25 protein-coding genes and 1 riboswitch are annotated in these 24,691 nt (G+C 69.3%); of the genes, 6 read left to right on the forward strand and 19 right to left on the reverse strand.

The window, feature by feature from the left end; translation table 11 throughout:
- The 9 genes from H5411_RS17160 to H5411_RS17200 form a co-directional block, all read right to left on the reverse strand.
- On the reverse strand, positions 1–588 hold a 588-nt coding region (locus H5411_RS17160), incomplete at its 3' end, for a lipoyl synthase (RefSeq protein WP_183124315.1).
- A complete protein-coding gene (gene glyA, locus H5411_RS17165) occupies positions 585–1,862 on the reverse strand; it encodes a serine hydroxymethyltransferase (protein ID WP_101435238.1) in 1,278 nt (425 codons plus the stop codon). The genes H5411_RS17160 and glyA, both read right to left, overlap by 4 nt.
- Positions 1,862–2,239 (reverse strand): glycine cleavage system protein GcvH, encoded by a 378-nt coding sequence (gcvH, locus tag H5411_RS17170; RefSeq protein WP_101435239.1) that lies wholly within the window; start codon positions 2,237–2,239, stop codon positions 1,862–1,864. Before gcvH ends, glyA begins: the two co-directional genes overlap by 1 nt.
- A 14-nt stretch (positions 2,240–2,253) precedes the next feature.
- Positions 2,254–3,342: a glycine cleavage system aminomethyltransferase GcvT gene (gcvT, locus tag H5411_RS17175; RefSeq protein WP_101435240.1), complete on the reverse strand. Its 1,089-nt coding sequence runs from the start codon at positions 3,340–3,342 to the stop codon at positions 2,254–2,256.
- Between the two features lie 35 nt (positions 3,343–3,377).
- Positions 3,378–6,209, reverse strand: a complete 2,832-nt coding sequence (gcvP, locus tag H5411_RS17180; protein WP_183124355.1) for an aminomethyl-transferring glycine dehydrogenase — start codon at positions 6,207–6,209, stop codon at positions 3,378–3,380.
- A gap of 43 nt (positions 6,210–6,252) precedes the next feature.
- A riboswitch (glycine riboswitch) is annotated at positions 6,253–6,354 on the reverse strand.
- 242 nt (positions 6,355–6,596) lie between these two features.
- Positions 6,597–7,364: a 3-oxoacyl-ACP reductase gene (locus H5411_RS17185; RefSeq protein ID WP_182892139.1), complete on the reverse strand. Its 768-nt coding sequence runs from the start codon at positions 7,362–7,364 to the stop codon at positions 6,597–6,599.
- 6 nt (positions 7,365–7,370) lie between these two features.
- Positions 7,371–8,735 (reverse strand): aldehyde dehydrogenase family protein, encoded by a 1,365-nt coding sequence (locus H5411_RS17190; RefSeq protein WP_183124317.1) that lies wholly within the window; start codon positions 8,733–8,735, stop codon positions 7,371–7,373.
- Positions 8,732–9,445, reverse strand: a complete 714-nt coding sequence (locus tag H5411_RS17195; RefSeq protein WP_183124318.1) for a gamma-glutamyl-gamma-aminobutyrate hydrolase family protein — start codon at positions 9,443–9,445, stop codon at positions 8,732–8,734. Before H5411_RS17195 ends, H5411_RS17190 begins: the two co-directional genes overlap by 4 nt.
- The gene (locus H5411_RS17200; protein WP_220817040.1) at positions 9,426–10,790 is read right to left on the reverse strand and encodes a glutamine synthetase family protein; all 1,365 of its coding nucleotides are present in this window, start codon (positions 10,788–10,790) and stop codon (positions 9,426–9,428) included. The genes H5411_RS17195 and H5411_RS17200 overlap by 20 nt, the downstream gene beginning before the upstream one ends.
- 238 nt (positions 10,791–11,028) lie before the next feature.
- Here H5411_RS17200 and H5411_RS17205 point away from each other — a divergent pair, with 238 nt between their 5' ends.
- Positions 11,029–11,550, forward strand: a complete 522-nt coding sequence (locus tag H5411_RS17205; protein ID WP_183124319.1) for a YflT domain-containing protein — start codon at positions 11,029–11,031, stop codon at positions 11,548–11,550.
- A gap of 656 nt (positions 11,551–12,206) precedes the next feature.
- Here H5411_RS17205 and H5411_RS17210 read toward each other — a convergent pair.
- The 9 genes from H5411_RS17210 to rsmD form a co-directional block, all read right to left on the reverse strand.
- A complete protein-coding gene (locus tag H5411_RS17210) occupies positions 12,207–12,491 on the reverse strand; it encodes a hypothetical protein (RefSeq protein ID WP_244194568.1) in 285 nt (94 codons plus the stop codon).
- 26 nt (positions 12,492–12,517) lie between these two features.
- Positions 12,518–13,378, reverse strand: a complete 861-nt coding sequence (gene mutM / locus H5411_RS17215) for a bifunctional DNA-formamidopyrimidine glycosylase/DNA-(apurinic or apyrimidinic site) lyase (RefSeq protein ID WP_101435244.1) — start codon at positions 13,376–13,378, stop codon at positions 12,518–12,520.
- A gap of 109 nt (positions 13,379–13,487) precedes the next feature.
- Positions 13,488–14,228, reverse strand: a complete 741-nt coding sequence (gene rnc / locus H5411_RS17220) for a ribonuclease III (protein WP_183124320.1) — start codon at positions 14,226–14,228, stop codon at positions 13,488–13,490.
- Between the two features lie 14 nt (positions 14,229–14,242).
- On the reverse strand, positions 14,243–14,425 hold the full coding sequence (rpmF, locus tag H5411_RS17225) for a 50S ribosomal protein L32 (RefSeq protein WP_009074209.1): 183 nt from the start codon (positions 14,423–14,425) through the stop codon (positions 14,243–14,245).
- Positions 14,426–14,499: 74 nt separating this feature from the next.
- Entirely contained in the window at positions 14,500–15,117 is a 618-nt protein-coding gene (locus H5411_RS17230; protein ID WP_101435246.1) for a YceD family protein, read from the reverse strand.
- 47 nt (positions 15,118–15,164) lie between these two features.
- Entirely contained in the window at positions 15,165–15,890 is a 726-nt protein-coding gene (locus tag H5411_RS17235; protein WP_101440724.1) for a DivIVA domain-containing protein, read from the reverse strand.
- 153 nt (positions 15,891–16,043) lie between these two features.
- Complete coding sequence (locus tag H5411_RS17240) at positions 16,044–16,763, reverse strand: ribonuclease domain-containing protein (RefSeq protein WP_101435247.1); 720 nt, start codon at positions 16,761–16,763, stop codon at positions 16,044–16,046.
- A 141-nt stretch (positions 16,764–16,904) separates the two neighbouring features.
- Positions 16,905–17,387 carry a pantetheine-phosphate adenylyltransferase gene (gene coaD / locus H5411_RS17245; RefSeq protein ID WP_101435248.1) on the reverse strand — a complete coding sequence of 161 codons (483 nt, stop codon included), beginning with the start codon at positions 17,385–17,387 and terminating at the stop codon, positions 16,905–16,907.
- Between the two features lie 52 nt (positions 17,388–17,439).
- The gene (gene rsmD / locus H5411_RS17250; RefSeq protein ID WP_183124321.1) at positions 17,440–18,006 is read right to left on the reverse strand and encodes a 16S rRNA (guanine(966)-N(2))-methyltransferase RsmD; all 567 of its coding nucleotides are present in this window, start codon (positions 18,004–18,006) and stop codon (positions 17,440–17,442) included.
- A gap of 125 nt (positions 18,007–18,131) precedes the next feature.
- Between rsmD and H5411_RS17255 the strand changes: the two genes are divergently transcribed.
- From H5411_RS17255 to H5411_RS17275, 5 genes are all read left to right on the forward strand, one after another.
- Entirely contained in the window at positions 18,132–20,255 is a 2,124-nt protein-coding gene (locus H5411_RS17255; protein ID WP_101435250.1) for a HelD family protein, read from the forward strand.
- Between the two features lie 48 nt (positions 20,256–20,303).
- A complete protein-coding gene (locus H5411_RS17260; RefSeq protein ID WP_208637308.1) occupies positions 20,304–21,299 on the forward strand; it encodes an LLM class flavin-dependent oxidoreductase in 996 nt (331 codons plus the stop codon).
- Positions 21,299–22,111 carry an alpha/beta fold hydrolase gene (locus tag H5411_RS17265; protein WP_101435251.1) on the forward strand — a complete coding sequence of 271 codons (813 nt, stop codon included), beginning with the start codon at positions 21,299–21,301 and terminating at the stop codon, positions 22,109–22,111. Before H5411_RS17260 ends, H5411_RS17265 begins: the two co-directional genes overlap by 1 nt.
- Before the next feature lie 470 nt (positions 22,112–22,581).
- Positions 22,582–23,307 (forward strand): hypothetical protein, encoded by a 726-nt coding sequence (locus H5411_RS17270; protein ID WP_101435252.1) that lies wholly within the window; start codon positions 22,582–22,584, stop codon positions 23,305–23,307.
- A complete protein-coding gene (locus tag H5411_RS17275) occupies positions 23,308–23,694 on the forward strand; it encodes a GntR family transcriptional regulator (protein WP_101435253.1) in 387 nt (128 codons plus the stop codon).
- 146 nt (positions 23,695–23,840) lie between these two features.
- On the opposite strand, the gene H5411_RS17280 is transcribed toward H5411_RS17275, so the two are convergent.
- Entirely contained in the window at positions 23,841–24,638 is a 798-nt protein-coding gene (locus tag H5411_RS17280; protein ID WP_101435254.1) for an arginase family protein, read from the reverse strand.
- Between the last annotated feature and the right edge of the window lie 53 nt (positions 24,639–24,691).

The raw sequence follows: 24,691 nt of genomic DNA on the forward strand, positions 1-24,691 counted from the left end.
CCGGAACCCGGGACGGATCCGCTTGAAAATCCGCGGCACCGTCTCCACATTGTGCGCCAGCACCTCCGGCCGCGACCCGAACACCTCCGCCAACTGCTCCGGCTCCGCATTGAAATCCGGGATCAGCAACTCCACCCCCGTGCCCGGATTCAACGCATGGATCTGCCGCACCGTCTCCGCATACAACCACGCCCCGCCGTCAGCCAGATCGTCCCGGGCGACACCGGTGATCGTCGAATACCGCAACCCCATCGCCTGCACGCTCTCCGCGACCTTCCGCGGCTCCGTGCGGTCCAGCTCAGCAGGCCTGCCCGTGTCGATCTGACAGAAATCACACCGCCGCGTGCACTGATCCCCGCCAATCAAAAAGGTGGCTTCCCGGTCCTCCCAACACTCGTAAATGTTGGGACACCCCGCCTCCTCGCACACGGTGTGCAAGCCCTCACGCTTCACCAAACCCTTCAGCTCAGTGAACTCCGGACCCATCCGCACCCGCGTCTTGATCCACGACGGCTTCTTCTCAATCGGCGTCTCACTGTTGCGCACCTCAAGCCGCAACAACTTCCGCCCCTCGGGCTGCGCGCTCATCGGCTCAGGTCCGCGTACAGCGGGTGCTTCTTGGCCAGCAACTCGACCCGGGTGCGCAACGCTTGCTGCGCGGCCTCGTCGAAGTCCGGTTTCAGCGTCTCGGCGATGATGTCAGCGACCTCGGTGAAGTCCTCCGCGCCGAAACCGCGGGTGGCCAGCGCCGGGGTGCCGATCCGCAGGCCCGAGGTGACCATCGGCGGACGCGGGTCGAACGGCACCGCGTTCCGGTTGACGGTGATCCCGACCGAGTGCAGCCGGTCCTCCGCCTCCTGGCCGTTGAGCTGGGAGTTCACCAGGTCGACCAGCACCAGGTGCACGTCGGTGCCGCCGGTGAGGACGCGGACGCCCGCCTCGGCGCAGTCGGTCCGCGACAGCCGGTCGGCGAGGATCTTCGCGCCTTCCAGGGTGCGCTCCTGGCGCTCGCGGAATCCGTCGGTCGCGGCGATCTTCAGCGCCACGGCCTTGGCCGCGATCACGTGCTCCAGCGGCCCGCCCTGCTGACCGGGGAACACCGCCGAGTTGATCTTCTTCGCCAGCTCCTGGCGGCACAGGATCAGGCCGCCGCGCGGGCCGCCGAGGGTCTTGTGCGTGGTGGTCGTGACGATGTCCGCGTGCGGCACCGGCGACGGGTGCAGCCCGGCGGCCACGAGGCCGGCGAAGTGCGCCATGTCGACCATCAGCTTGGCGTCGACCAGGTCGGCGATCCGGCGGAACTCGGCGAAGTCGAGCTGGCGCGGGTAGGCCGACCAGCCGGCGACGATCAGCTTCGGCTTGTGCTCGACCGCCAGCCGCTCGATCTCGGCGACGTCGACGATCCCGGTCTCCTTGTCGACATGGTAGGCGACCACGTTGTACAGCTTGCCGGAGAAGTTGATCTTCATCCCGTGCGTGAGGTGCCCGCCGTGCGCGAGGTCGAGGCCGAGGATGGTGTCGCCCGGCTTCAGCACCGCGAACATCGCCGCCGCGTTGGCCTGCGCGCCCGAATGCGGCTGCACGTTCGCGTGCTCCGCGCCGAACAGCGCCTTGGCCCGGTCGATCGCGAGCTGCTCGACGACGTCGACGTGCTCGCAGCCGCCGTAGTAGCGCCGGCCCGGGTAGCCCTCGGCGTACTTGTTGGTCAGCACCGAGCCCTGCGCCTCGAGCACGCCGACCGGCGCGAAGTTCTCCGAGGCGATCATCTCGAGCGTCGACTGCTGGCGATCCAGCTCCGCGGCCACCGCGGCGGCGACCTCGGGGTCCACCTCGGACAGGGGGGCGTCGAACGGGGCGGTCATCAGTTCTCCTGGGTCAGCTCGGCGTACGCGGACGCGTCGAGCAGCTCCGGGACGTCGCCCGAGAGCCGCACCTGCAGCAGCCATCCTTCGGTGTAGGGGTCGGAGTTGATGACCTCGGGGGTGTCCGATGTGGCCTCGTTCACCGCCACCACCTCGCCGCTGACCGGCGAGTACAGCTCGCTGACCGATTTCGTCGACTCGACCTCGCCGAACACCTCGCCCGCGGTGACCGTGTCGCCGACGCTCGGCAGCTGCACGAACACGATGTCGCCGAGCGAGCTGGCCGCGAACGCGGTGATGCCCACGGTCGCGACGCCGTCGGAGACCGACAGCCACTCGTGTTCCTTCGTGTAGGACAGGTTCTGGGGGATGCTCATGGTTGGGCGGCCTCTCAGGCTCGGGAGTAGAAGGGCAGGGCGACGACCTCGACCGGCTCGACGCGGCCCCGGATGTCGACGGACAGCGCGGTGCCGGGCTCGGCGTGCTCCCGGTCTACATACGCCATGGCGATCGGGTAACCCAGCGTCGGCGACAGCGCGCCGCTGGTGATCTCCCCGATAGTGGCATCCCCGGACAGCACGGCGTACCCGTGCCGCGGGGCGCGGCGGCCGGTGCCGCGCAGGCCGACCCGCACGCGCGGGACGTCGGCCTTCGCCAGTTCCTCCAGGGCCGCGCGACCCACGAAGTCGCCCGGCTTCTCGAACTTCACGACCCGGCCGAGACCGGCGGCGAACGGGTTCAGCTCGCGGCTGAGTTCGTTGCCGTACAACGGCATTCCGGCTTCCAGCCGCAGCGTGTCGCGGCAGGCGAGGCCACACGGGACCAGACGGTGCTCCTCGCCCGCCTCGGTCAGCAGCCGCCACAGAGCCGGGGCTTCCGCCGCGGGCACGAACAGCTCGAAGCCGTCCTCGCCGGTGTAGCCGGTGCGGGCCAGCAGGATCTCGTGGCCCTTCACGACGGCGGGCACGCTCGCGTAGTACTTCAGCGCACCGAGGTCGGCGTCGGTCACGGCGGCGAGCACGTCGACCGCCTTCGGGCCCTGGACCGCGATCAATGCGGTGTCCGCGGACCGGTTCTCCACCACCGCGTCGAATCCGGCGACGCGCTCGGCCAGCGCGTCCGCGACCACGGTGGCGTTGCCCGCATTGGCCACGACCAGGTACTCCTCGTCGGCGAGCCGGTAGACGACCAGGTCGTCCAGCACGCCGCCGTCGGCGTCGCAGATCATCGTGTAGCGGGCGCGGCCCGGCTTCACGCCGCTCAGATTGCCGACCAGCGCGTAGTCGAGCACGTCGGCCGCCTGCGCGCCGCGCACGTGGATCTCGGCCATGTGCGACAAGTCGAACAGCCCAGCCGCCTCGCGCACGGCCTTGTGCTCGGCCAGTTCGCTGGCGTAGCGCACCGGCATCGACCAGCCGGCGAAATCGGTGAACAGCGCGCCGAGATCCTGGTGGACCTGGTGCAGTGGGGTTTCCGTCACGGGAAGCCTTTCGTTGTCGCGAGCGGAGAGCGCGCTCACGCGTCGTACGCGTCGAGGGGCGGGCAGGAGCAGACGAGGTTGCGGTCGCCGCGCGCGCCGTCGATCCGCCGCACCGGCGGCCAGTACTTGGTCCTGCGCGCCACACCGACCGGGTACACCGCCAGCTCGCGGTCGTAGTCCGCGGTCCACTCGCCGACGACCGACGACGCGGTGTGCGGCGCGCCGCGCAGCGGGCTCGTCTCGGCGGTCCAGCGACCGGCGGCGACCTCGTCGATCTCGTGCCGGATGGCGATCATCGCCTCGCAGAACCGGTCGATCTCGGCCAGATCCTCGCTCTCGGTCGGCTCCACCATCAGCGTGCCCGCGACCGGGAACGACATGGTCGGCGCGTGGAAGCCGTAGTCGATGAGCCGCTTCGCGACGTCGTCCACGGTCACGCCGGTTTCCTTCGTGATGCCGCGCAGGTCGAGGATGCACTCGTGCGCGACCAGGCCGTCCTGGCCGGTGTAGAGCACCGGGTAGTGCGGCGCGAGCCGGGCGGCGATGTAGTTGGCCGCGAGCACCGCGACCTTGGTGGCCTCGGTGAGCCCGGGCGCGCCCATCATCCGCACGTACGCCCAGGAGATCGGCAGGATCGACGCCGAACCGTAGGGCGCGCCGCTGATCGGGCCGACGCCGGTGTCCGGTCCGGCCTGCGCCAGCAGCGGGTGGTTGGGCAGGTACGGCGCGAGGTGCTCGCGCGCCGCGACCGGGCCGACGCCCGGACCGCCGCCGCCGTGCGGGATGCAGAACGTCTTGTGCAGGTTCAGGTGCGAGACGTCGCCGCCGAACTCGCCCGGCTTCGCCAGGCCCAGCAGGGCGTTGAGGTTCGCGCCGTCGACGTACACCTGGCCGCCGCCGTCGTGCACGATCTTGGCGAGCCGCTCGATGCCGTGCTCGTAGACGCCGTGCGTGGACGGGTAGGTGACCATGATCGCGGCCAGGTCGGCGCTGTGCTGGTCCACTTTGGACTGCAGGTCTTCCAGGTCGACGTTGCCCTCGTCGGTGCACTTGACCACGACCACGCGCATCCCGGCGAGCACCGCGGAAGCGGCGTTGGTGCCGTGCGCGGACGACGGGATCAGGCAGACGTCGCGCTCGGGCTGTCCGTTCGCCCGGTGGTAGGCGCGGATGGCCAGCAGCCCGGCGAGTTCGCCCTGGCTGCCCGCGTTCGGCTGCAGCGACACCTGGTCGTAGCCGGTGACCTCGGCCAGCCAGCCGGACAACTGGCGGACCAGCTCGTGGTAGCCCTCGGCGTCCTCGGCCGGTGCGAACGGGTGGATCCCCGCGAACTCGCGCCAGCTGATCGGCTCCATTTCGGTGGTGGCGTTGAGCTTCATCGTGCAGGAACCGAGCGGGATCATCCCGCGGTCGAGCGCGAAGTCCTGGTCGGCGAGACGGCGCAGGTAACGCAGCATCGACGTCTCGGACCGGTGGCTGCTGAACACCTCGTGCGTCAGGTAGCCGCTCTCGCGCGCGAGGCCGTTCGGGAGCGCCTGCGCGGCTTCCCATGCACTGTCGACGCCGAAGGCGCGAAGCACCTTCGCGAGCGTGTCGGGACGCGTGACCTCGTCGCAGGCGATACGGACGTGGTCGGCGTCGATGTGGCCGAGGTTGATCCCCGCTTCGCGCGCAGCCGCGTGCACCTCAGCGGCACGGCCAGGCACCTTCGCGACGACAGTGTCAAAGAAGGCCTCGTGCACGACCTCGACACCACCGGCGCGCAGCGCGTTCGCGAGACCGGCCGCGAGTTCGTGAACCCGCGTCGCGATCGCCTTCAGCCCCTCGGGACCGTGGTAGACCGCGTACATCGCAGCGAGCACCGCGGGCAGCACCTGCGCGGTACAGATGTTCGAGGTCGCCTTCTCGCGACGGATGTGCTGTTCGCGCGTCTGCAGCGCGAGGCGGTACGCAGTGTTGCCGTCCGCGTCCACGGACACACCGACGAGACGGCCGGGCAGCGAACGCTCCAGACCAGCGCGCACCGCCATGTATCCAGCGTGCGGGCCGCCGTAGCCCAGCGGCACGCCGAAGCGTTGCGTAGAGCCGACAGCGACGTCCGCGCCGAACTCGCCGGGCGCGGCGATCATGGTGAGCGCGAGCAGGTCGGCAGCGACCGCGTACACCGCGCCCGCGGCCTTCGCCGCTTCGGAAACCGCGTGGTAGAAACCGCGTCCGCGCAGCACACCGGACGCGCCGGGGTACTGCACGACAACGCCGAAGAACTCCTCGGGCAGCCCGGTGAGCAGGTCGCGCACCTGCACGTCGATGCCGAGACCGGCGGCGCGCGTCCGCACGACCTCGATGGTCTGCGGAAGGACCTCGGAGTCGAGAACGACCACATTGGACTTCGACTTCGACGCGCGGCGCATCAGCGTCATCGCCTCGGCGACGGCGGTGGATTCGTCGAGCATCGAGGCGTTGGCGATCGCCAGCCCGGTCAGGTCGGACACCGCGGTCTGGAAGTTCAGCAGCGCTTCGAGCCGTCCCTGCGAGATCTCCGGCTGGTAGGGCGTGTACGCGGTGTACCAGGCCGGGTTCTCCAGCACGTTGCGGCGGATGACACCCGGCGTGACGGTGTCGGAGTAGCCGAGGCCGATCATCTGCGTCATCGGCCGGTTGCGCGCGGCGAGCGCGCGCAGTTCGGCGGTGGCCTCTTCCTCGGACGCGGGCACGGGAAGCGCCAGGTCACCGGCCGTGCGGATGGCGGACGGCACCGCCGCTTCCACGAGGGCGTCCAGGCTTCCGTAACCGCATTCGGCGAGCATCTTCGCCCGCTCGGCCTCGCCGGGACCGATGTGGCGGGTGTCGAAGGGGGTGGAGGTGATGGGAGCTCCTCGGGACGGGCACCGGGCGCGGCGGTGCACTGGGAACTCCCCCTCTGTCATGGGCACCTGAGAGTTTCACCGCGCGCTCGGCACGGCTTTCACCTTGGGTGAGGCGCGGGTGCGCCTGCTTTCCAGAGTGGCCTCGCCGAAAGCGGTAGCGGTTACCTGAGAGATTCCGGGGAGTTTGCTCCTTCGGTGTCCCACTGATCGCATGGGACTCTCCCGCTCCGGCTCGAACGGCCCAGTATTCGATTGTGGGTGCGGCCACCTTACCTGCCGCTTCACGCGCCAGTCTACCGCGCCGGGCCTACGCCACACCCCCTGCCAAAGGTCCGTGAAGGGCTCCTTGAGGGAATCTGATTCCCGCAAGGAGCCCTTCACGGACAGTCACAGCGGCGTTACGTAGGCACCGGAGATGCCGCCGTCGACCAGGAACTGCGCGGCGGTGATGAAGCTGGCGTCGTCGCTCGCCAGGAAGGCCACCGCGGCGGCGATCTCCTCCGGCTCGGCGAACCGGCCGACCGGGACGTGCACCAGCCGCCGGGCCGCGCGCTCCGGGTCCTTCGCGAAGAGCTCCTTCAGCAGCGGCGTGTTGACCGGCCCCGGGCACAGCGCGTTGACCCGGATGTTCTCGCGCGCGAACTGGACGCCCAGCTCGCGCGTCATGGCGAGCACACCGCCTTTCGAAGCGGTGTAAGAAATCTGCGACGTCGCGGCTCCCATCACGGCCACGAACGACGCGGTGTTCACGATCGAACCGCGGCCCTGGCGCTGCATGTGCGGCAGGACGGCCTTGCAGCACAGGTACACCGACGTCAGGTTGACCCGCTGCACCTTCTCCCAGGCTTCGATGCCGGTCGTGAGGATCGAATCGTCCTCGGGCGGCGAGATGCCCGCGTTGTTGAACGCGACGTCGACCGCGCCGAACTCGTCGACCGTCGTCTGGAAAAGGGCCTCGACCTGGTCCGCGTCGGTGACGTCCACCTGGACGAAGGCCCCGCCCACCGCGTCGGCGGCCGCCTTGCCCTGCTCCGGCGTGACGTCGCCGATGACCACCTTCGCGCCCTCGCTCGCGAGCCGCTTGGCGGTGGCGAGGCCGATGCCGCTCGCGCCGCCGGTGATCACCGCGACGCGGCCGTCAAAACGCTGCACCATCGTGGGTCATTCCTCCGTGCTCAGAAAGACGTTCTTGGTTTCGGTGAAGGCGGCCGCGGCGTCCGGGCCCAGTTCGCGGCCGAGGCCGGACTGCTTGAAGCCGCCGAAGGGCGTCCAGTAGCGGACCGAGGAGTGCGAATTCACTGACAGGTTCCCGGATTCGACGCCGCGTGCGACCCGGAAGGCGCGGCCGACGTCGCGGGTCCAGATCGAGCCGGACAGGCCATATTCGGTGTCGTTGGCCATCCGCAGTGCCTCGGCTTCGTCGCGGAAGCGGACCACCGCGACGACCGGGCCGAAGATCTCGTCGCGGGCCAGCGGATCGTCCAGTCCCGGCGGGAGCACGACGGTCGGCGGGAACCAGTAACCGGGCCCGGAGGGTGCGCTGCCGCGGAAGGCGACCGGCGTCTGCCCGGTGACGTAGGAGGAGACTTTGGCGTGGTGGTCCGCGGAAATCAGCGGGCCCATCTCGGTCGCCTCGTCGCCCGGATCGCCGACGACCACGCCTTGCACGGCGGGTTCCAGCAGTTCGAGGAACCGGTCGTAGACGGTGTCCTGCACCAGGATCAGCGACCGCGCGCAGCAGTCCTGCCCGGCGTTGTCGAATACCCCGTACGGCGCGGTCGCCGCGGCCTTTTCCAGGTCGGCGTCGGCGAACACGATGTTGGCGTTCTTGCCGCCCAGCTCCAGCGTCACCCGCTTCACCTGCGCCGCGCAGCCCGCCATCACCTGCTTGCCGACCTCGGTGGACCCGGTGAACACGACCTTGCGCACCGCCGGATGCGTGACAAACCGTTGCCCGACAACGGATCCCTTGCCCGGCAGCACCTGGAAGACGTCCTCCGGGATGCCCGCCTCGCGAGCGAGTTCGGCCAGCCGCAGCGCGGTGAGCGGCGTCAGCTCGGCCGGTTTGAGCACGACCGTGTTGCCCGCCGCGAGCGCCGGCGCGAAGCCCCAGCCCGCGATCGGCATTGGGAAGTTCCACGGCACGATCACGCCGACCACGCCCAGCGGCTCGTGGAAGGTCACGTTGACGCCGCCGTCGACCGGGATCTGCTTGCCCAGCAACCGTTCCGGCGCACCCGCGGAGTATTCGAGCAGGTCGCGCACGTTGCCCGCTTCCCAGCGGGCGTTGCCGATGGTGTGCCCGGAGTTCTCGACCTCCAGCCGCGCGAGGTACTCGATGTCCGCGTCGACCGCGTCCGCGAACCGGCGCAGCAGCCTTGCCCGATCGCCTGGGGCGACTGCTCGCCAGGCCGGGAACGCGGCGTGCGCGCGGGCGATCGCGGCGTCAGTCTCCGCCTCGCTGGTCAGCTCGACCTGGCGCACCACTTCCGCGGTCGCCGGGTTGCGCACCTCGAACGTCGTCATTTCCCCTCCTGCGCGGCGTTCACCAGCGCGGCGAACAGCCGTACGTCGTCGCCGTCCTGTTCCGGATGCCACTGCACGCCGAGCACGAACTCCCCCGGCACCTCGGCGGCCTCGATCGTCCCGTCCGCCGCGTGGCCGGACGCGATCAACCCGGAGCCGAGCCGGTCGATGGCCTGATGGTGGTAACACTGGACTTTTGTTTCCTGGCCCAGAATCGCTGCCGCCCGGGTGCCGTCGACCAGGGTGACCGTGCTGGTGCCGAATGTCGCCGGAGCTGGCTGATGCGTCGTGTCGCCCAGGGTTTCCGGCAGATGCTGCGAGAGCGTGCCGCCGAGCGCGACGCTGATCACCTGCAGGCCGCGGCACACGCCGAGCACTGGTTTTCCGGCCGCGCGCGCCGCCTCGAACAAGCCGAACTCGAACGCGTCGCGCTCCGGGCGGATGTACGTCGCGGGGTGCGGCTCCTGGTTGTAACGACTGGGTTCGACGTCCGCGCCGCCGGTGAGCACCAGACCGTCGATGCGTCCCACGAGCGCGTCGTACTTCGTGCTTACTGGCGGCAGCAGCACCGGAATCCCGCCCGCCTTGACCACGCAATCCACGTACACCCGGTGCAACAGCGTCGCTTCGGTGTCCCAGGCCAGGAACTTCGCATCTTCCGAATAGGTGCTGAGCCCGATGACAGGCGGGTCAGAGTCGTTCGAAACCACGGATGCGCTCCCAATCGGTGACAGCTCGCTCGTACGCTTCGCGCTCGATCCGCGCGGCGTTGAGGTAATGGTCGACTACATCGGCACCGAAGGCATCTCGCGCGATACGGCTGCGTTCGAGGACTTGAGCGGCTTCAGCGAGCGTAACGGGCACAGTGGGTTTGTCGGACGCGTACGCGTTGCCTACGAACTCAGGCTCCAACGGCAGTTCGTTCTCGATGCCGTGCAGTCCCGCAGCGATCATCGCGGCGACTGCGAGGTACGGGTTCACGTCTCCGCCGGGTACGCGGTTCTCGACGCGCAACCCGTCACCGTGCCCGACAACGCGCAACGCGCACGTACGGTTGTCCGTGCCCCACGCGATCGCTGTCGGCGCGAAGCTGCCAGGGACGTAACGCTTGTACGAGTTGATGTTCGGGGCGAAGAAATAGGTCAGCTCGCGCAACGCATCGAGCTGTCCGGCGAGGAAGTGCTGCATCAGCTTCGAGAAACCGTGGTCGCCGTCGCCGGGAAGCACCGCTTCGCCGGACTTGCCGCGAAGGCTCAGGTGGATGTGGCAGGAGTTGCCCTCGCGTTCGTTGTACTTCGCCATGAACGTGAGGCTCTTGCCCTCCTGCGCGGCGATCTCCTTCGCACCGTTCTTGTAGATGCCGTGGTTGTCGCACGTCGTGAGCGCGTCGGCGTAGCGGAAGGCGATCTCGTGCTGACCTGGGTTGCACTCGCCCTTCGCCGACTCCGGGTACAGACCCGCGCCCGCCATCCCGTTGCGGATCCGGCGCAGGAGCGGCTCGACGCGCGCGGTGCCGAGCATGGAGTAGTCGACGTTGTACTGATTGGACGGCTTGAGACCCTGGTAGCGCTTGTCCCACGCGGACTCGTAGGAGTCGTCGAACACGATGAACTCGAGCTCGGTGCCCACGTACGCCGTCAGGTCGTGCTCGGCGAGCCGGTCGAGCTGACGGCGCAGCACCTGGCGCGGCGAAACGGAAACCGGGCCGCCCTGCACGCGCTCGACGTCCGCGAGCACCAGCGCGGTGCCCTCCTGCCACGGAATCTCCCGCAGCGTCGCGAAATCCGGCCGGAGCACGAAGTCGCCGTAGCCGCTCTGCCAGGACGAGATGTCGTAGCCGTCGACGGTGTTCATGTCGACGTCCACCGCGAGCAGGTAGTTGCACGCCTCGGTCGCGTGGCCGGCCACCTCCTCGAGGAAGTACTCCGCCGAACACCGCTTGCCCTGGAGCCGCCCCTGCATGTCGGTGAGCGCGACGAGCACCGTGTCGATCGTGCCCGCCGTCACCCGTTCGCGGAGAGCTTCGAGCGTGAGCATTCCTCGCCTGGCCGCCATCGCATCGCCCCAAAGGTTCGGATCAGGTCCTTTGCGGCTTCTTCCTACCGGGCCGCCGTGGCCGGGTCAATCCGCTGAAAGGTATTTTCCTAGACCTTTGAACGGCCAGTTGACCAGCCTCACCCGCCCGGCGCCTGCTATGTCCGGGTTGCCCGGCTGAGAAGATACTGTGAATCCGGTGCGTCCGGGACCAAATCCGCCGCCTCGTGCGTTGGACCGGGCAAGAGAGGTGAGAGGGATGACTGAAGCATTCACGCAGACCACGTTCAGCCAGCAGCAGGCGCGGCCGCAGCTCCCGACGCTGCCCACCGGGTGGCCGATCGGGTCGTACGAGTCCTACGAACAGGCCCAGCAGGCCGTCGACCACCTCGCGAACGCTGATTTCCCGGTCACCGACGTCACGATCGTCGGGGTCCAGCCGATGCTCGTCGAGCGCATCGCGGGCAGGATGAGCTGGAGCCGGATGCTCAGCAGCGCGGCCATGTCCGGCGCGGTGTTCGGCCTGTTCCTGGGCCTCGTGCTGAGCATGCTCAACCCGGCCGCCGGGCTGCTGTCCATCGTGCTCGGCCTGGCCGCGGGTGTCGTGTTCAATGTCGCCTTCGGCGCACTGGGCTACGCGGCGAACCGCAACAAGCGCGGCTTCATCTCGCAGAGCCAGCTGGTCGCGCAGCGCTATGACGTGCTGTCGCAGCCGCGCAACGCCGAGAAGGGCCGTCAGCTGCTGGCGGACCTGGCCGCGCGCTCCGCGTTCAACCACTGAGTTTCGATACTCGCCTCCCGGGCGTCCGGGCCGTTCGCGGCCGGGGCGCCCGGTTTCGCGTTCCAGGGCCTCGCCACAGGGTCGGCGACTGATCCGGTTGGGTCCCGGGCAAGGTGAAGCGGTATCGCGCTCCGGGCCGCTTCGCGAGACGCGCCGAGGGTTCGGCGAGAAACCGGCCTGGCCACCCGCCCGACTCCGGCGCTCCGGGGCTCCTCGCGAGACACAGGCTTCACCGCAAGACTGGCCTAGCCACCCGAACCTGACTCCGGCACGCCACTCCCCTCGCGAGACCCGCCGAGAGTTGAGCGCGAAACCGGCCTGCCACACAAACCCGGCTCAGGGGCCGCGAGATGCACGGAGGCGCTGGCCAGAGACCGTCCGGCCGAGCAAATCCGGCTCCGGCAGCCCAGTCGCGCCTCGCGAAACCGGCCATGCCCCTGCCGAGCGCCCGCGTCAGGCCCGCAGTCTGCGCTGGAGGCGGCTTCCGGAGCTGTCGCGGCGGGGTCGGCGAACGTCGCGGCTTCGGGCGCAGCCGAGGTGCCGGTCAAGTCTCGACCTCCGCTCCCCGCCCCGAGCCGATCTACCTTGTCGGCGGAGCAGGCTTCACCGGGCCGGTCGGCGGCACCGGGACCCGGATATCGCCGACGCTTTCGGGATCACCGCCGCGAACGGCACCCCGCGTCCTCCCGGCAGTAGCCGCGATAACCGTTGACGTTCCCCCGATCATCCTGCACCCCCTCGACGACCTTCGGACGCGGGAACTGGTTGTCCTGCCCGATCATCTGGCTCGTGCCGGTGTCCTTGTCGCAGCCGTAGCGCGTGATCGTGAGCGGGCGGCCGCGATCGTTGTATACGTAGACGTTCTCGAGCGATTTGCCGTTCGCGTCGAAGACGTTTCGACGGCCGCGGAACGCAATGCCCGCTGGCAGACTCGGCCGCACTCGGCTGTGTGGGCACCGACCAGCAGCTACGCCGCCCGTGCCCGCCGCTGGCACCTCGGGCACGAAAACGACGACCGGTTCATGAACGGTTCCCTCCGGATCGGCGACCCGCATCGACGGCACGGCATCCCCTCCTGGCCGTACGCGTCGAGCGAACGCTCGAAGTACCCCGATTGCCCGTTCACATTCACATAAAGCGCGTCGAACGACGTCCCACCCGCGAGCAACGCCGCCGCCATCACGTCGCTCGCCGCGGACAGCAGCGTTCGCCCTTGCGCGGCAGTGAGTTTCTCGGTCGGCCGCGACCAATGCAGCTTGGCGCGCCACAACGCTTCGTCCGCGTAGATGTTGCCCACCCCGGACACCAGCGTCTGATCGAGCAGCGCGCGTTTCACCTCGGTCCGGCGGGAACGCAGCGCACGCACCGCCGCCTCCGGATCGAACTTCGGGTCCATCGGGTCACGGGCGATGTGCGCGATGGTGCCGGGCAGGCTGTCGCCGTCGACCTCGACCAGTTCGTCCAGGGCCAGGCCGCCGAACGTGCGCTGGTCGACGAAGCGCAGTTCCGGTCCCCCGTCGGCGAACCGGACCCGGACGCGCAGGTGTTTCTCGTCCGGCGCGTCCTCGGCCTGCACCAGCATCTGGCCGCTCATGCCGAGATGAGCCAGCACCGCCTCGCCGTCGGACAGTTCCAGCCACAGGTATTTGCCGCGCCGCCGGGCCGCCTCGATCGTGACTCCGGCGAGGCGTCCGGTGAAGTCGGCGGCTCCTTGCGCGTGCCGCCGGATGGCGCGGTCGTGCAGCACCTCGACGGCCCGGACGGTACGGCCGGCGACGTGCGCTTCGAGACCGGCGCGGACGGTCTCGACCTCGGGTAGTTCGGGCATGCGCTCATTCTGCCTGGCACCCCCGACAAAAAACGGGGACCCGTGCCCCGGCAACGAAAACGGGGCCGGCCGACATCGAGTCGGCCAGCCCCGGAAAGAGTGAAACGCGTCAGCTCGCGTCGTCGCCCGTGCCGAGTTCCTCCGACAGGGCCCGCCAGGCGGTCTCCGCGGCCTTCTGCTCGGCTTCCTTCTTCGTGGTGCCGGTGCCTTCGCCCAGCGCGCGGCCCGCCACCAGCACGGTGGCGGTGAATTCCTTGCGGTGGTCCGGACCGCTGTCCTCGACGCGGTACTCGGGCACGCCGAGCCCCCCGGACGCGGTCAGCTCCTGCAGGCTGGTCTTCCAGTCGAGGCCTGCCCCGCGCAGCGGAGCCTCGGCCAGCAACCCGTCGAAGAGGTGGTGCACGAGCTTGCGCGCGACCTCGATGCCGTGCGCGAGGTACGTGGCGCCGATGACGGCTTCGAGACCGTCGGCGAGAATGCTCGCCTTGTCCCGGCCGCCGGTGAGCTCTTCGCCCTTGCCCAGCAGCAGATGCGCCCCAAGCCCGCCCTCGCCGAGCCCGCGCGCGACGCCGGCCAGCGCGTGCATGTTGACGACGCTGGCGCGCAGCTTCGCGAGCTGGCCCTCGGGCAGGTCGGGGTGGGTGGTGTAGAGATGGTCGGTGACGACGAGGCCGAGCACCGCGTCTCCGAGGAACTCCAGTCGCTCGTTCGGCGGCAGGCCGCCGTGCTCGTACGCGTACGAGCGGTGGGTGAGCGAAAGACGGAGCAGCTCGGGGTCGAGTTCGACCCCGAGCGCCTCGAGCAACGATGCGGGATCGGCCGCGGGTCCTCCGACGGGCTTACCCCCCATGGTCGGCTGCCCGCTCAGGCGGGCTCGACGACCTGGCGGCCGTTGTGCTGGCCGCAAGCCGGGCAAGCGACGTGCTGGATTTTCGGCTGGCGGCAGGCGCGGTTGGAGCAGGGCACCAGCTGAACCGGAGCCGCCTTCCACTGGCTGCGGCGGGAGCGCGTGTTGGATCGCGACATCTTCCGCTTCGGGACGGCCACGAGTAGATCTCCTTCAAACGGTCTGCTCGCGGGTGCGAGCGAACTTACTTCTCCCGGATCGAGCTGGACGCTCGTCAGGCTTGCTCTCCGGAGCCGTGCGCAGGCTTTTCGCCCGCGTTCTCGTCGAATCGCTCGACCAGCGCGGCCCACCGAGGGTCTATCTTCTCATGCCCGTGTCCGGGCTCGAGATCGGCCCACTTGACGCCGCATTCGACGCACAGTCCGGGGCAGTCCTCGCGGCACAGCGGGGCGAGCGGAAGCGCCAGCACCACGGCGTCGCGGACGGTCGGCTCGAGGTCGATCCGGTCGTCGACCAGGCGAGGGATCTCGTCCTCGTCGGTAGTCTCCTCGGTGGCCGAGCCCGGGTAGGCGAACAGCTCGGTGAGGTCCACCTCGATGTGCTCGGTCACCGGGTCGAGGCAGCGCGAGCACTCGCCGGTGGCCACGGCCGCGGCGGTGCCGGTGACGAGGACGCCCTCGACGACGGATTCGAGCATCAGGTCGAGCTCGACGGGCTCGCCTTCGCGGATTTCGAGCACGCCCGGCACGCCGAGCGAGGTCGGCACGGGCGCGCTGCGGCGCAGCTCCCGGCTGAGTCCCGCGCGGCGGCCGAGCTCACGGGTGTCGACCACCCAGGGGCTGCGGTCGTCGAGCTGCGCGGGGCGGGGGTTCTGGGCAGGGTTTTCGGACATCGCCTACCAGCGTACGCAGGCCCCGCGCACATCGCTGCGGCGGCTGGTCAGACCTGGTAGTCGTACAGCGTCGAGCGGCCCCCGCCGTGGCCGGTCGCGGGCGAACGCAGGTGGTTGCGGCCCGAGTCGACGGTGCGCAGCGTGGTGGCCAGCAGTTCGGAGAACTCGGCCAGTTTGCCGTCCACGTACGCGTCGCAGTCGGCGCGCTGACGGTCGGCCTCGGCGTGCGCCTCGTCGACGATGCGCGCGGATTCGGCGTGCGCGGCCTGCACGACCTCGGTCTGCGAGACGAGCCGGGCCTGTTCGGCGCGGGCGTCCTCGATCGCGCGGTCGTAGGCGTCGCGGCCGGCCTGGATCATCCGCTCGGATTCGGCGCGGGACCGTTCGGTGAGGTTCTGGTACTCGGCCTGCCCGCCGGCGACCATGCGCTCGGCCTCGTTGTGCGCGTCGCTCAGCATCTGCTCCGCGCGGGCGCGCGCGTCGGCGAGGATGCGCTCGGCCTCGGACGTCGCGTCCGACACCGTCCGCTCGGCTTCCTCGTTCGCGCCGGCGACGGTCTCCCCCGCCTCCTTGCGCGCGGCCAGCAGCAGGTCGTCGCGTTTGTCGAGAACGTCCTGCGCGTCGTCCACCTCGCCGGGAAGCGCGTCGCGGACGTCGTCGAGCAGCTCGAGGACGTCGCCGCGGGGCACCACGCAGCTGGACGTCATGGGAACCCCACGGGCCTCTTCGACGATCGTGACGAGCTCGTCGAGTGCCTCGAAAACCCGGTACACGGCCACTCCCTCAAGCAGTTTCCCCGATCACTGGCTTCCAGTCTGCCCGCTTCGCAGCCTGAACCGGTGAACGAGCACCCGACCGGGCGTGTCCTGGCATCGGAGGGAAGGGGCGGTCTCACTCGCTGGTGGGACCGCCCCTTCCGGACCGGGTCAGCTGTCGAGATCGATCTTCTGGAAGGTGGCGTAGTGGTCCGGCGTGTAGACGAGCTCGCCGCCCTTGCCGGAGATCACGCGGTCTTCCGAGCCGACGTCGTAGAGCGTGTAGTAGCCGGCGTCGCAGGCGGGCAGGACGCCCTCGCGGTTCTGATAGGTCGTGCCGTCGCTGAGGGTGCCGTTGCGTACGCCGTCGACGACCTGCTGGGCGTCGGCGGAAAGCGTCGAGTAGCCGACCGGGCTCAGCTTCGACAGGTCGCCGCACTTCGTCGGGGTGCTGCCGCCGTCGATGTCGATGACCTGGAAGGTCGCGTAGTGGTCGCCGGTGTAGAAGTACTCGCCGCCCTGGCCGGTCACGATCCGGCGGGTGCCGCGGTTGCTCGCGCCGGGCGTCGGCACGGTGTACTCGTGGTAGTAGCTCGACGAGCAGGAGGGCAGGATCCCCTCGCGGTTGGTGAAGACGACGCCGTCGTTCTTCGGGTACGGGAACGGCCCGTTCGTCTGGATGAGCTTGTAGGTGTCAGTCGCCTCCGGAGGCAGCGCCGACAGCTTGACGTGGGTGAAACCGGACAGGTCGCCGCAGGAGTTCTGCTGCGGCTGCACGGATGCCGGTGCCGCCGGGGAAAGCGGGACGGCCTCCGCGGCCGTGCCGAACCCCAGGAAACCGACCAGCAGTGCGAAAAGGACACCGACTACGCGGCTGCGATTGTTGGTCATTTTCGGACGGTAACCCGATGGGGTGGTCTGCAGAATGACGCGAGGTGAACAGCTTCGGGCCGCGGCCGAAGTCCCGACGAAGGCAGTAATCCGTTCAGGCTAAATCCGCCGCCGGACTGGCGTCCGGGCCCGACGCGGTACTCAGTCCTTTTTGGCGTAGACCGCGAGGAGGCGTTCGTGGACCACCGGCGGCACCAGGTTCTCGATGTCGCCGCCGAGCGCCGCGATCTCCTTGACCAGCGAGCTGGACACGAAGCCGTACGCCGGGTTGTTGGCCATCAGCAGCGTTTCGAGGCCGGTGAGCTCGCGGTTCATCTGGGCCATCTGCAGTTCGTAGTCGAAGTCGCTGACCGAGCGCAGGCCCTTCGCGACCGCGGCGATGTCGTTGTCGCGGCAGTAGTCCACGAGCAGGCCCTGCCACGAATCGACGCGCACGTTCGGCAGCTTCGCGGTGATTTCGCGCAGGATCTCCATGCGTTCCTCGACGCTGAAGAGGCCCTTCTTGCTCTTGTTCACCCCCACCGCGACGACGACCTCGTCGAAGAGCTTCGATGCCCGCTCGATGATGTCGAGATGTCCGTTGGTGGCCGGATCGTAAGAACCGGGACAGACCGCACGCCGCATGGCGCGGACGCTATCAAGCCCCGCCGCCGCGCGCGCTCTCGTGCCGACTGCGTCACACCTCGGATGAGCCGTCGTACTCCGCCCAGTACAGCGCCGTGTCGCCGTAGCGCTTGTCGCGAAGCGGCTTGAACGTCGACGGCCAGTCCGGAGCACCGTCGCGCGCAGCCCGTTCGATCACGGTCAACGCGCCTTCAGCGAGCCAACCGCCGCTGTGTAGCGAAGCGAGCACGGTGCCCAGCGAAGCAGCGTCGACCGCGTACGGCGGGTCTGCGAGCACAACGTCGAACTGCACCGGCGCAGGCGCTGCGACCACTGTCTCGACCTGACCGGCTCGCACCGTGCCGCCTAGCCGCAAATCGGCGACGTTGCCGCGAAGCACGTCTGCCGCCCGACGGTCGGCTTCCACGAACCACGCGTCCGCGGCACCGCGCGAAAGCGCTTCGAGACCGAGCGCGCCCGAGCCGGCGTAGAGGTCGAGCACGCGGGCTCCGTCCAGCTCCCCGGCCACTTCGAGGGCGTTGAACAGTGCTTCCCGCACCCGCTCCGACGTCGGGCGGGTGCCCTTGGGCGGCACCTTCAGCCGCCGTCCGCCCGCCTTCCCCGCCACGATCCTCGTCACCCGGCCATCTTCGCCCAAGGTCGCGATGTGGCGTTGGGCAGGACTTGCCGAACCCTCGCGCGCGGGCGCGTAGAGTCGTCCTTCGCCCTCCAGGGGCGCGTTGATGGAGTTCAAGGGAGCGTTGCGTGTCGGAACCCCGGGTGAGACGGGCTGAGATCGCCGTCGAGCAGGCACACGTGGACCGGGTCTACACGCGGCTCGCCGAGCTGCGGACCCAGGCCGAGGCGATGCGGACCAAGGGCTACGAGCTCGGCCAGGGCGCCCAGCGCGAAGCGATCTTCGAGCAGGCGTCGATGCTGTTCGAGCGCGACATGATGGTCTACCACGCGAACCAGACCCTGCAGACGCTCGACGCCGAGTACGAGGGCCTGGTCTTCGGCAGGCTCGACCACCTCGACCGCGAGCACATCTACGTGGGCCGCCTCGGCATCCGCGACACCGAGTTCGACAACCTGGTCACCGACTGGCGCGCCCCGGCGGCCGCCGCGTTCTACCAGGCCACCGCCGAAGAGCCGATGGACGTCGTGCGCCGCCGGGTGATCCGCTGCTCCGGGCAGACGGTGCTGGACGTGGACGACGACGTGCTGATCGCCGACGCCGTGCCCGAGGACATGCAGATCGTCGGCGAGGGCGCGCTGATGGCCGCGCTGGGCCGCTCGCGCGGCGAGAAGATGCGCGACATCGTGGCCACGATCCAGAAGGAACAGGACGAGGTCATTCGCGCGCCGTGGCGCGGCGTCACCGAGATCACCGGCGGCCCGGGCACCGGAAAGACGGCTGTCGCGCTGCACCGCGCCGCGTACCTGCTGTACCGGCACCGCCGTCAGCTCGGCGGCGCGGGCGTTCTGGTGGTCGGTCCGTCGGGCGTCTTCACCACGTACATCTCGCGCGTGTTGCCTTCGATGGGCGAAACGAACGTAGAGCTGCGCGCGCTCGGCGAAGTGCTCGACGGTCTCGAAGCGACGCGACAGGACACCGCCGCGCTCGCCGCGATCAAGGGTTCGCTTCGGATGCGAAAGGTGCTTCTGCGCGCGTTGCGCGACACCCCGCCCGAAGCGCCGACAGAGCTGAAGATCGTCTATCGCGGCGAAGTCCTGAAGCTCGCCGCGCGCGAGCTGGAGAAGGTGCGGCGCAAGGCGCACACGCAGGGCGCGCCGCCGAACCGGTCGCGCGTACGCGTGGCAGAGCTGCTGCTGGCCGCCCTCGCGGACAAGGCCGAGGAGTACGCGAAGGCGGACGGCAAGGAGATCGACCGCGCGGAGCTGATCACCGATCTCGGCGAGCGCATCGACTTCCACCGCTTCCTCGTGGTGTGGTGGCCGGTGCTGTACCCGGCGCAGGTGCTCAAGTGGCTGGGCAACGAGAAGCGGATGGCCGCGGCGTCGAAGGGCATCTTGAACCGGAACGAGATCAGCCTGCTGTCGGCCGATTTCGCGGACCGTTCGCGTGGCTGGTCGGTCGCCGACGTCGCGTTGCTGGACGAGCTGCGCGTGCTGGTCGGTCCGGAACCGAAGCGCCGCCGTCGCCAGACCGTGGTCGAGGCGGCCCCGGAGCGCGGCGGATCCGGAGGCGCGCCGCACCGTCCGGAGCACTACGACGAGTACTCGCACGTGGTCGTCGACGAATCGCAGGACCTTTCGCCGATGCAGTGGCGGATGATCGGCCGTCGCGGCAAGTACGCGAGCTGGACCGTCGTGGGCGACCCGGTGCAGAGTTCGTGGCCGGATCCAGACGAGGCGGCGCAGGCACGCGACCAGGCGTTCGGCGTGAAGACCACGCGGCGGCGCTTCACGTTGCGCACGAACTACCGGAACTCGGCGGAGATCTTCGACCTGGCGGCGAAGGTCGTGGCCGGGCACGCGCAGGCCGACGAACTGCCCAAGGCCGTGCGCACCACCGGAATCGAGCCGGAGGTCCGGCCGGTCGACCAGGCCGCCTTGGCGACGGCGACGCAGAGCGCGGCGAAGGAACTGCTCGGCGCGGTCGAGGGCACGGTCGGTGTGATCACTGCCATGGACCGCGTCGAAGAGGTCGAGGGCTGGCTCGCCGGGCAGACGGACGAGCGGCTGAAGGTCGTCGGCAGCCTCGATTCGAAGGGCCTCGAGTACGACGCGGTCGTGCTGGTCGAGCCGATGGACCTGGTCACCGAGTCCTCGACTGGGCGGCGCGTGCTGTACGTCGCGCTCACCCGGGCGACCCAGCAGCTGATCGTGCTCGCCTCGAACCCGGATTGGCTGCCGCACGCATAAGCGCGTCAGCCGGGAAGGGAATCGCGGCCGCGCGCGTTACTGCTGTACGTGACTTCCCTGCCTGACGTGCCGCTGTCCGTGCTCGATCTGTCTCCCGTTTCCGAAGGGAAGGGGGTCGGCGAAGCACTGCGCAACACGCTCGATCTCGCCCGCAACGCCGAGCGGCTGGGCTACCACCGGTACTGGCTCGCCGAGCACCACAACATGCCGGGCATCGCCAGCTCGGCAACGGCGGTCCTGATCGGGCACGTCGCGGACGCCACCGAGAGCATCCGCGTCGGCTCCGGAGGGATCATGCTGCCGAACCACGCGCCGCTCGTGGTGGCCGAGCAGTTCGGCACGCTGGAGGCCTTCCACCCGGGCCGGATCGACCTGGGCATCGGCCGCGCGCCGGGCACGGACCAGCGCACCGCGCTCGCGCTGCGGGGGCCGGGCGGGCTGTCCGCGGAGAACTTCCCCGAGCACCTGATGGAGCTCATCAGCTACTTCGAGCCGGACCCGGCGCGCGGCGTCAACGCGGTCACCGCCGAGGGCAACAAGCCGCCGGTGTGGCTACTCGGCTCGTCCGGCTTCAGCGCGCAGCTCGCCGGAAGGCTGGGGCTGCCGTTCTCTTTCGCGCACCACTTCGCGGCCGAGAACACGCTGCCGGCGGTGCGGCTGTACCGCGAGAACTTCCGTCCGTCCGAGGTGCTTTCCGAGCCCTACGTGATGCTGGGCGTCCAAGTAATCGCCGCCGAGAGCGACGAACGCGCGGAGTATCTGGCCGGGCCGAGCGGGCTGACCTTCCTCAGCCTGCGCCGCGGCCGCCCGATCGCGCTGCCGACGCCGGAGGACGCCGCCGAGTACCCGTACACCGAAATGGACCGCGCGTTCCTCGCCGAGCGGTTCGGGTCAAGCATCGTCGGCGGACCGGAGACCGTCCGGAAGGGCCTGGACCAGCTTCTGGCCGACACCGACGCGAACGAGCTGATGATCACCACGATGGTGCACGGCCACGAGGACCGCGTGCGCTCGTACGAGATCGTGGCTGATCTGAAGCGCTGATGGACGTCTTCGACTGGCAAGGAAAGCACGGTCAGCGAGTGCGGTGGTCCCGGCAGGGTTCGGGGCCGCCGCTGGTGTTCTGCCACGGCACGCCTTGGTCGTCGAAGCTGTGGGAACCGATCGCCGCGACGTTCGCGTCGGACTTCACCGTGTACCTGTGGGACATGCCGGGCTACGGCAGTTCCAGCATGGCTGAAGGCCAGGACGTTTCGCTGGCCGCGCAGGGCGAGACGTTCGCCGCGCTGCTGGACTATTGGGGCCTCGAAGAGCCGGACGTGGTGGCGCACGACTACGGCGGCGCGGTCAGCCTGCGCGCGTTTCTGTTGCACGGCGCGGCCTACCGGTCACTGGCGCTCGTCGACGTCGTCGCGCTGGCACCGTGGGGCTCGGAGTTTTTCCGTTTGGTGGCGAAAAACGCGGACGTGTTCTCGCAGCTGCCGCCGAATCTGCACGAAGCGCTGGTGCGGGAGTACATCGCCGGTGCCGCTCATCGTCCGTTGTCCGCCGAAGCGCACGACATGCTCGTCGCGCCGTGGCTCGGCGAGACTGGGCAAGCGGCCTTTTATCGGCAAATCGCGCAGGCCGATCAGCGCTACACCGACGAAATCGAGCCGCGCTACCGAGACGTCAGCGTGCCCACGCTCGTCGTGTGGGGCACCGAGGACACCTGGATTCCGGTCGACCGCGCACACCGGCTCGCCGGGATGATCCCGGGTGCCGGACTGGAATTGGTCCGTTCGGCCGGACACCTCATCCAACTCGACGCACCCGAGGCGCTCACCGCTTCCTTGCATCGCTGGCTCGCGCGCTGAAACACCCGGAACCCGCCACACCGGAATTCATTTTCGCACGCTGACAACCGAATCCCCGTCGGTTGTCACACCGCACAGGAATCCGGCGATGACGCAGCCGACGGCACAGCGCGATCGAGTCCCCGCTCCACCGACATCGCAGCTTCTTCGCTTCGCCCCGGTTTCCCGACCGCGCCACAACGTCGCCAGGAGCCCCTCGCCCTTTAATGGCGACACCCGGCACATCGAAAGCCAACACCAAACGTGTCAGCACCCGCCGAAGAGACTTCTCGTCACGTTCGCGACAAGTCACGAGGTCGGAGTGGCACAACACCACCAGGCGCGCCACGCCGTGCGTACCAACGGGCGCACTCAGATGCCTGGCCCTTCAGCGGCGACCGAAGTTCAGCGAAAACGACCATAGAGCGTCATCCCGCAGAGCCCGCGGCTCTCTTGTAGCATGCACTTGATACAAGAGGGAGGGGTCCACGATGCAACTCGACTCGACGCTCGCCCTCGCGGGCGTCACCGGCCTGTTCGGGTTGATCATCCTCGTCGTGTTGTGGCCAGGCGAGAAGCAAGGCACCCGGCTGCTCACGAAATGGGGCGTGCGGAACCCGACCGCCGACCAGGTGCCGGTGGCCGTGCGCTATCTGCGCCGTCGGCGATTCTGGTATCCGTGGCTGTTCCTCGGCCTCCCGCTCATCCCGGGCGCGACGGATCTCGTCGGAGAACGGAACGCGAACTCGCTGGTGTTCGTGGTGCTGCTCGGCGGGCTCGCCGCCGAAATCCTCGCCCAGCGCCCCTCGCGGGAACCGCGCAGAGAAGCTGTGCTGGCACCGCGCGGCGTGCTCGATTTCGCTCCGTTGTGGACGGTCGTCGTCTCCGGACTGGCCACCCTCGCCGCCGTCGTGCATATCGCCGTTTTGCGGCAATGGGGCCCGCTCGCGGCGACCGTCGGCGCGGCCGCGGTGTCGTGGATCATCGTGCTCCTCGCGGTGCGGCGTCCGGCCGCCGGCGACCCGGAGGTCGACATGGCACTGCGCGTTCGCAGTGCACGCGTCGCACTCGGGCTCGGCACCGGAACGGCTGCCACGCTCGGCTGGACGGTCGGCGACTTCACCTCGTTCCTCGCGTTCGTAGTGACCGTCGCCGCGTTCCTCGCGATCGTCGGCCCGCCGCCGAAGCAGCGCGCGACAACCACGGCAGCGCGGTAGATGTCGCTGCGAGTAGTGGTCGACGCCGAGAGCGGGGTTCCGCCCTGGCGTCAGGTGCACGACCAGATAGTCCGCGCGATCACGACCGGCTCCCTTGCCCGGGACGCCCGTCTTCCGCCGATCCGTCAGCTTTCGAGGGACCTCGGACTCGCCTCCGGGACCGTCGCCCGCGTGTATCGCGAACTCGAGGCCGCCGGCTGGGTCACCACCGCACGAGCACGCGGAACCGTCGTGACCGGCCCGGCCGAACGACCGGATCCGGGCACGCTGCTCCGCAACGCGGCCGCCGACTACGCCCGGCACAGCCGGGAACTCGGGGTCGCGCCGGACGAAGCCGTCGACGCCGTACGCGTGGCATTGGCGAGCCTGGACGCACCGCCGCAGTGAATCCTCGGCGATCGTCCGGCCGGCGCGGTTTTCGCCGTTCTGTGAACCGTCGTCCGCACGGTCTCGGGCTCACCTCCTTTGTGCCCGTGCGTTCCCGTGGTCCACTCACCGGACGAGGCGCGGATCCGCTGCCTCGATGCGGAGGTTCAGCCCTCCATCAGCACCCTCCCCACCGCGGCCAGCACGGGTTCCAGCGCGGCGACTTCCGCGCTGACGCATTCCGTGATGCCCACACCGACGACGTCCATTCCGGAAAGTCCGTCGATTGCTTCGGCCAATTCGGCGATCGTGAGCCCGCCGGGCTCCGGATAATTCACTCCGGGGAACTCTTCGGGATCAAGAATGTCCAAATCCACATGCAGATAAACGCGGTCGGCGCCCGCGGCGTTCAGCGCTCCGGCGGGGTCGTCGGAGCGCACGGCGAGACCGTCGGCAATGGCTTCCTCTTCCGCGGAATCGAGCGAACGGGTGCCGAACAGCACCGCCCGTCCCCGTTCGATCGCCGGGCTCGCGGCGAAATCCTGGTCGCCCTCGCCGAGCAACGACCGCAGCACCATGCCGTGGTACGCGCCCGAGGGCGACGAATCCGCGGTGTTCAAGTCCGCGTGCGCGTCGAACCACGCGACGCCGAGCGTTGCGCCGTAACGGAAACGCGCGACGCCGACCGGGACCAGGTCAACACCGCAGTCGCCGCCGATCGTGAGCACCGGCCCTTCCGGCGCTTCGAGCGCGGCGAGCTGCCACTGCCGGTTCGTGCCCGTGAGCACGGCCCGGTTGGCTATCCCGGCGACGACGTCGGACGTCGCGGCGTCCTGACGTACGTGGTGCACCGGCTTGCCGAGCACGTGCCCGGCCAGTTCGGAAAGTGCGCGACAGCCCTCGATCAGCCCCTTGGCTCGGGGACTGATCGCGCCCTGCCATTGCGGCACCGCGTTGATCAGCATGCATCGACGCTAGCGCGAACACCCCGGAAAAAGCGAGCCGTAAATGGTGCGAG

It is taken from the genome of Amycolatopsis echigonensis, from assembly GCF_014174495.1.
GTDB lineage: Bacteria > Actinomycetota > Actinomycetes > Mycobacteriales > Pseudonocardiaceae > Amycolatopsis > Amycolatopsis echigonensis.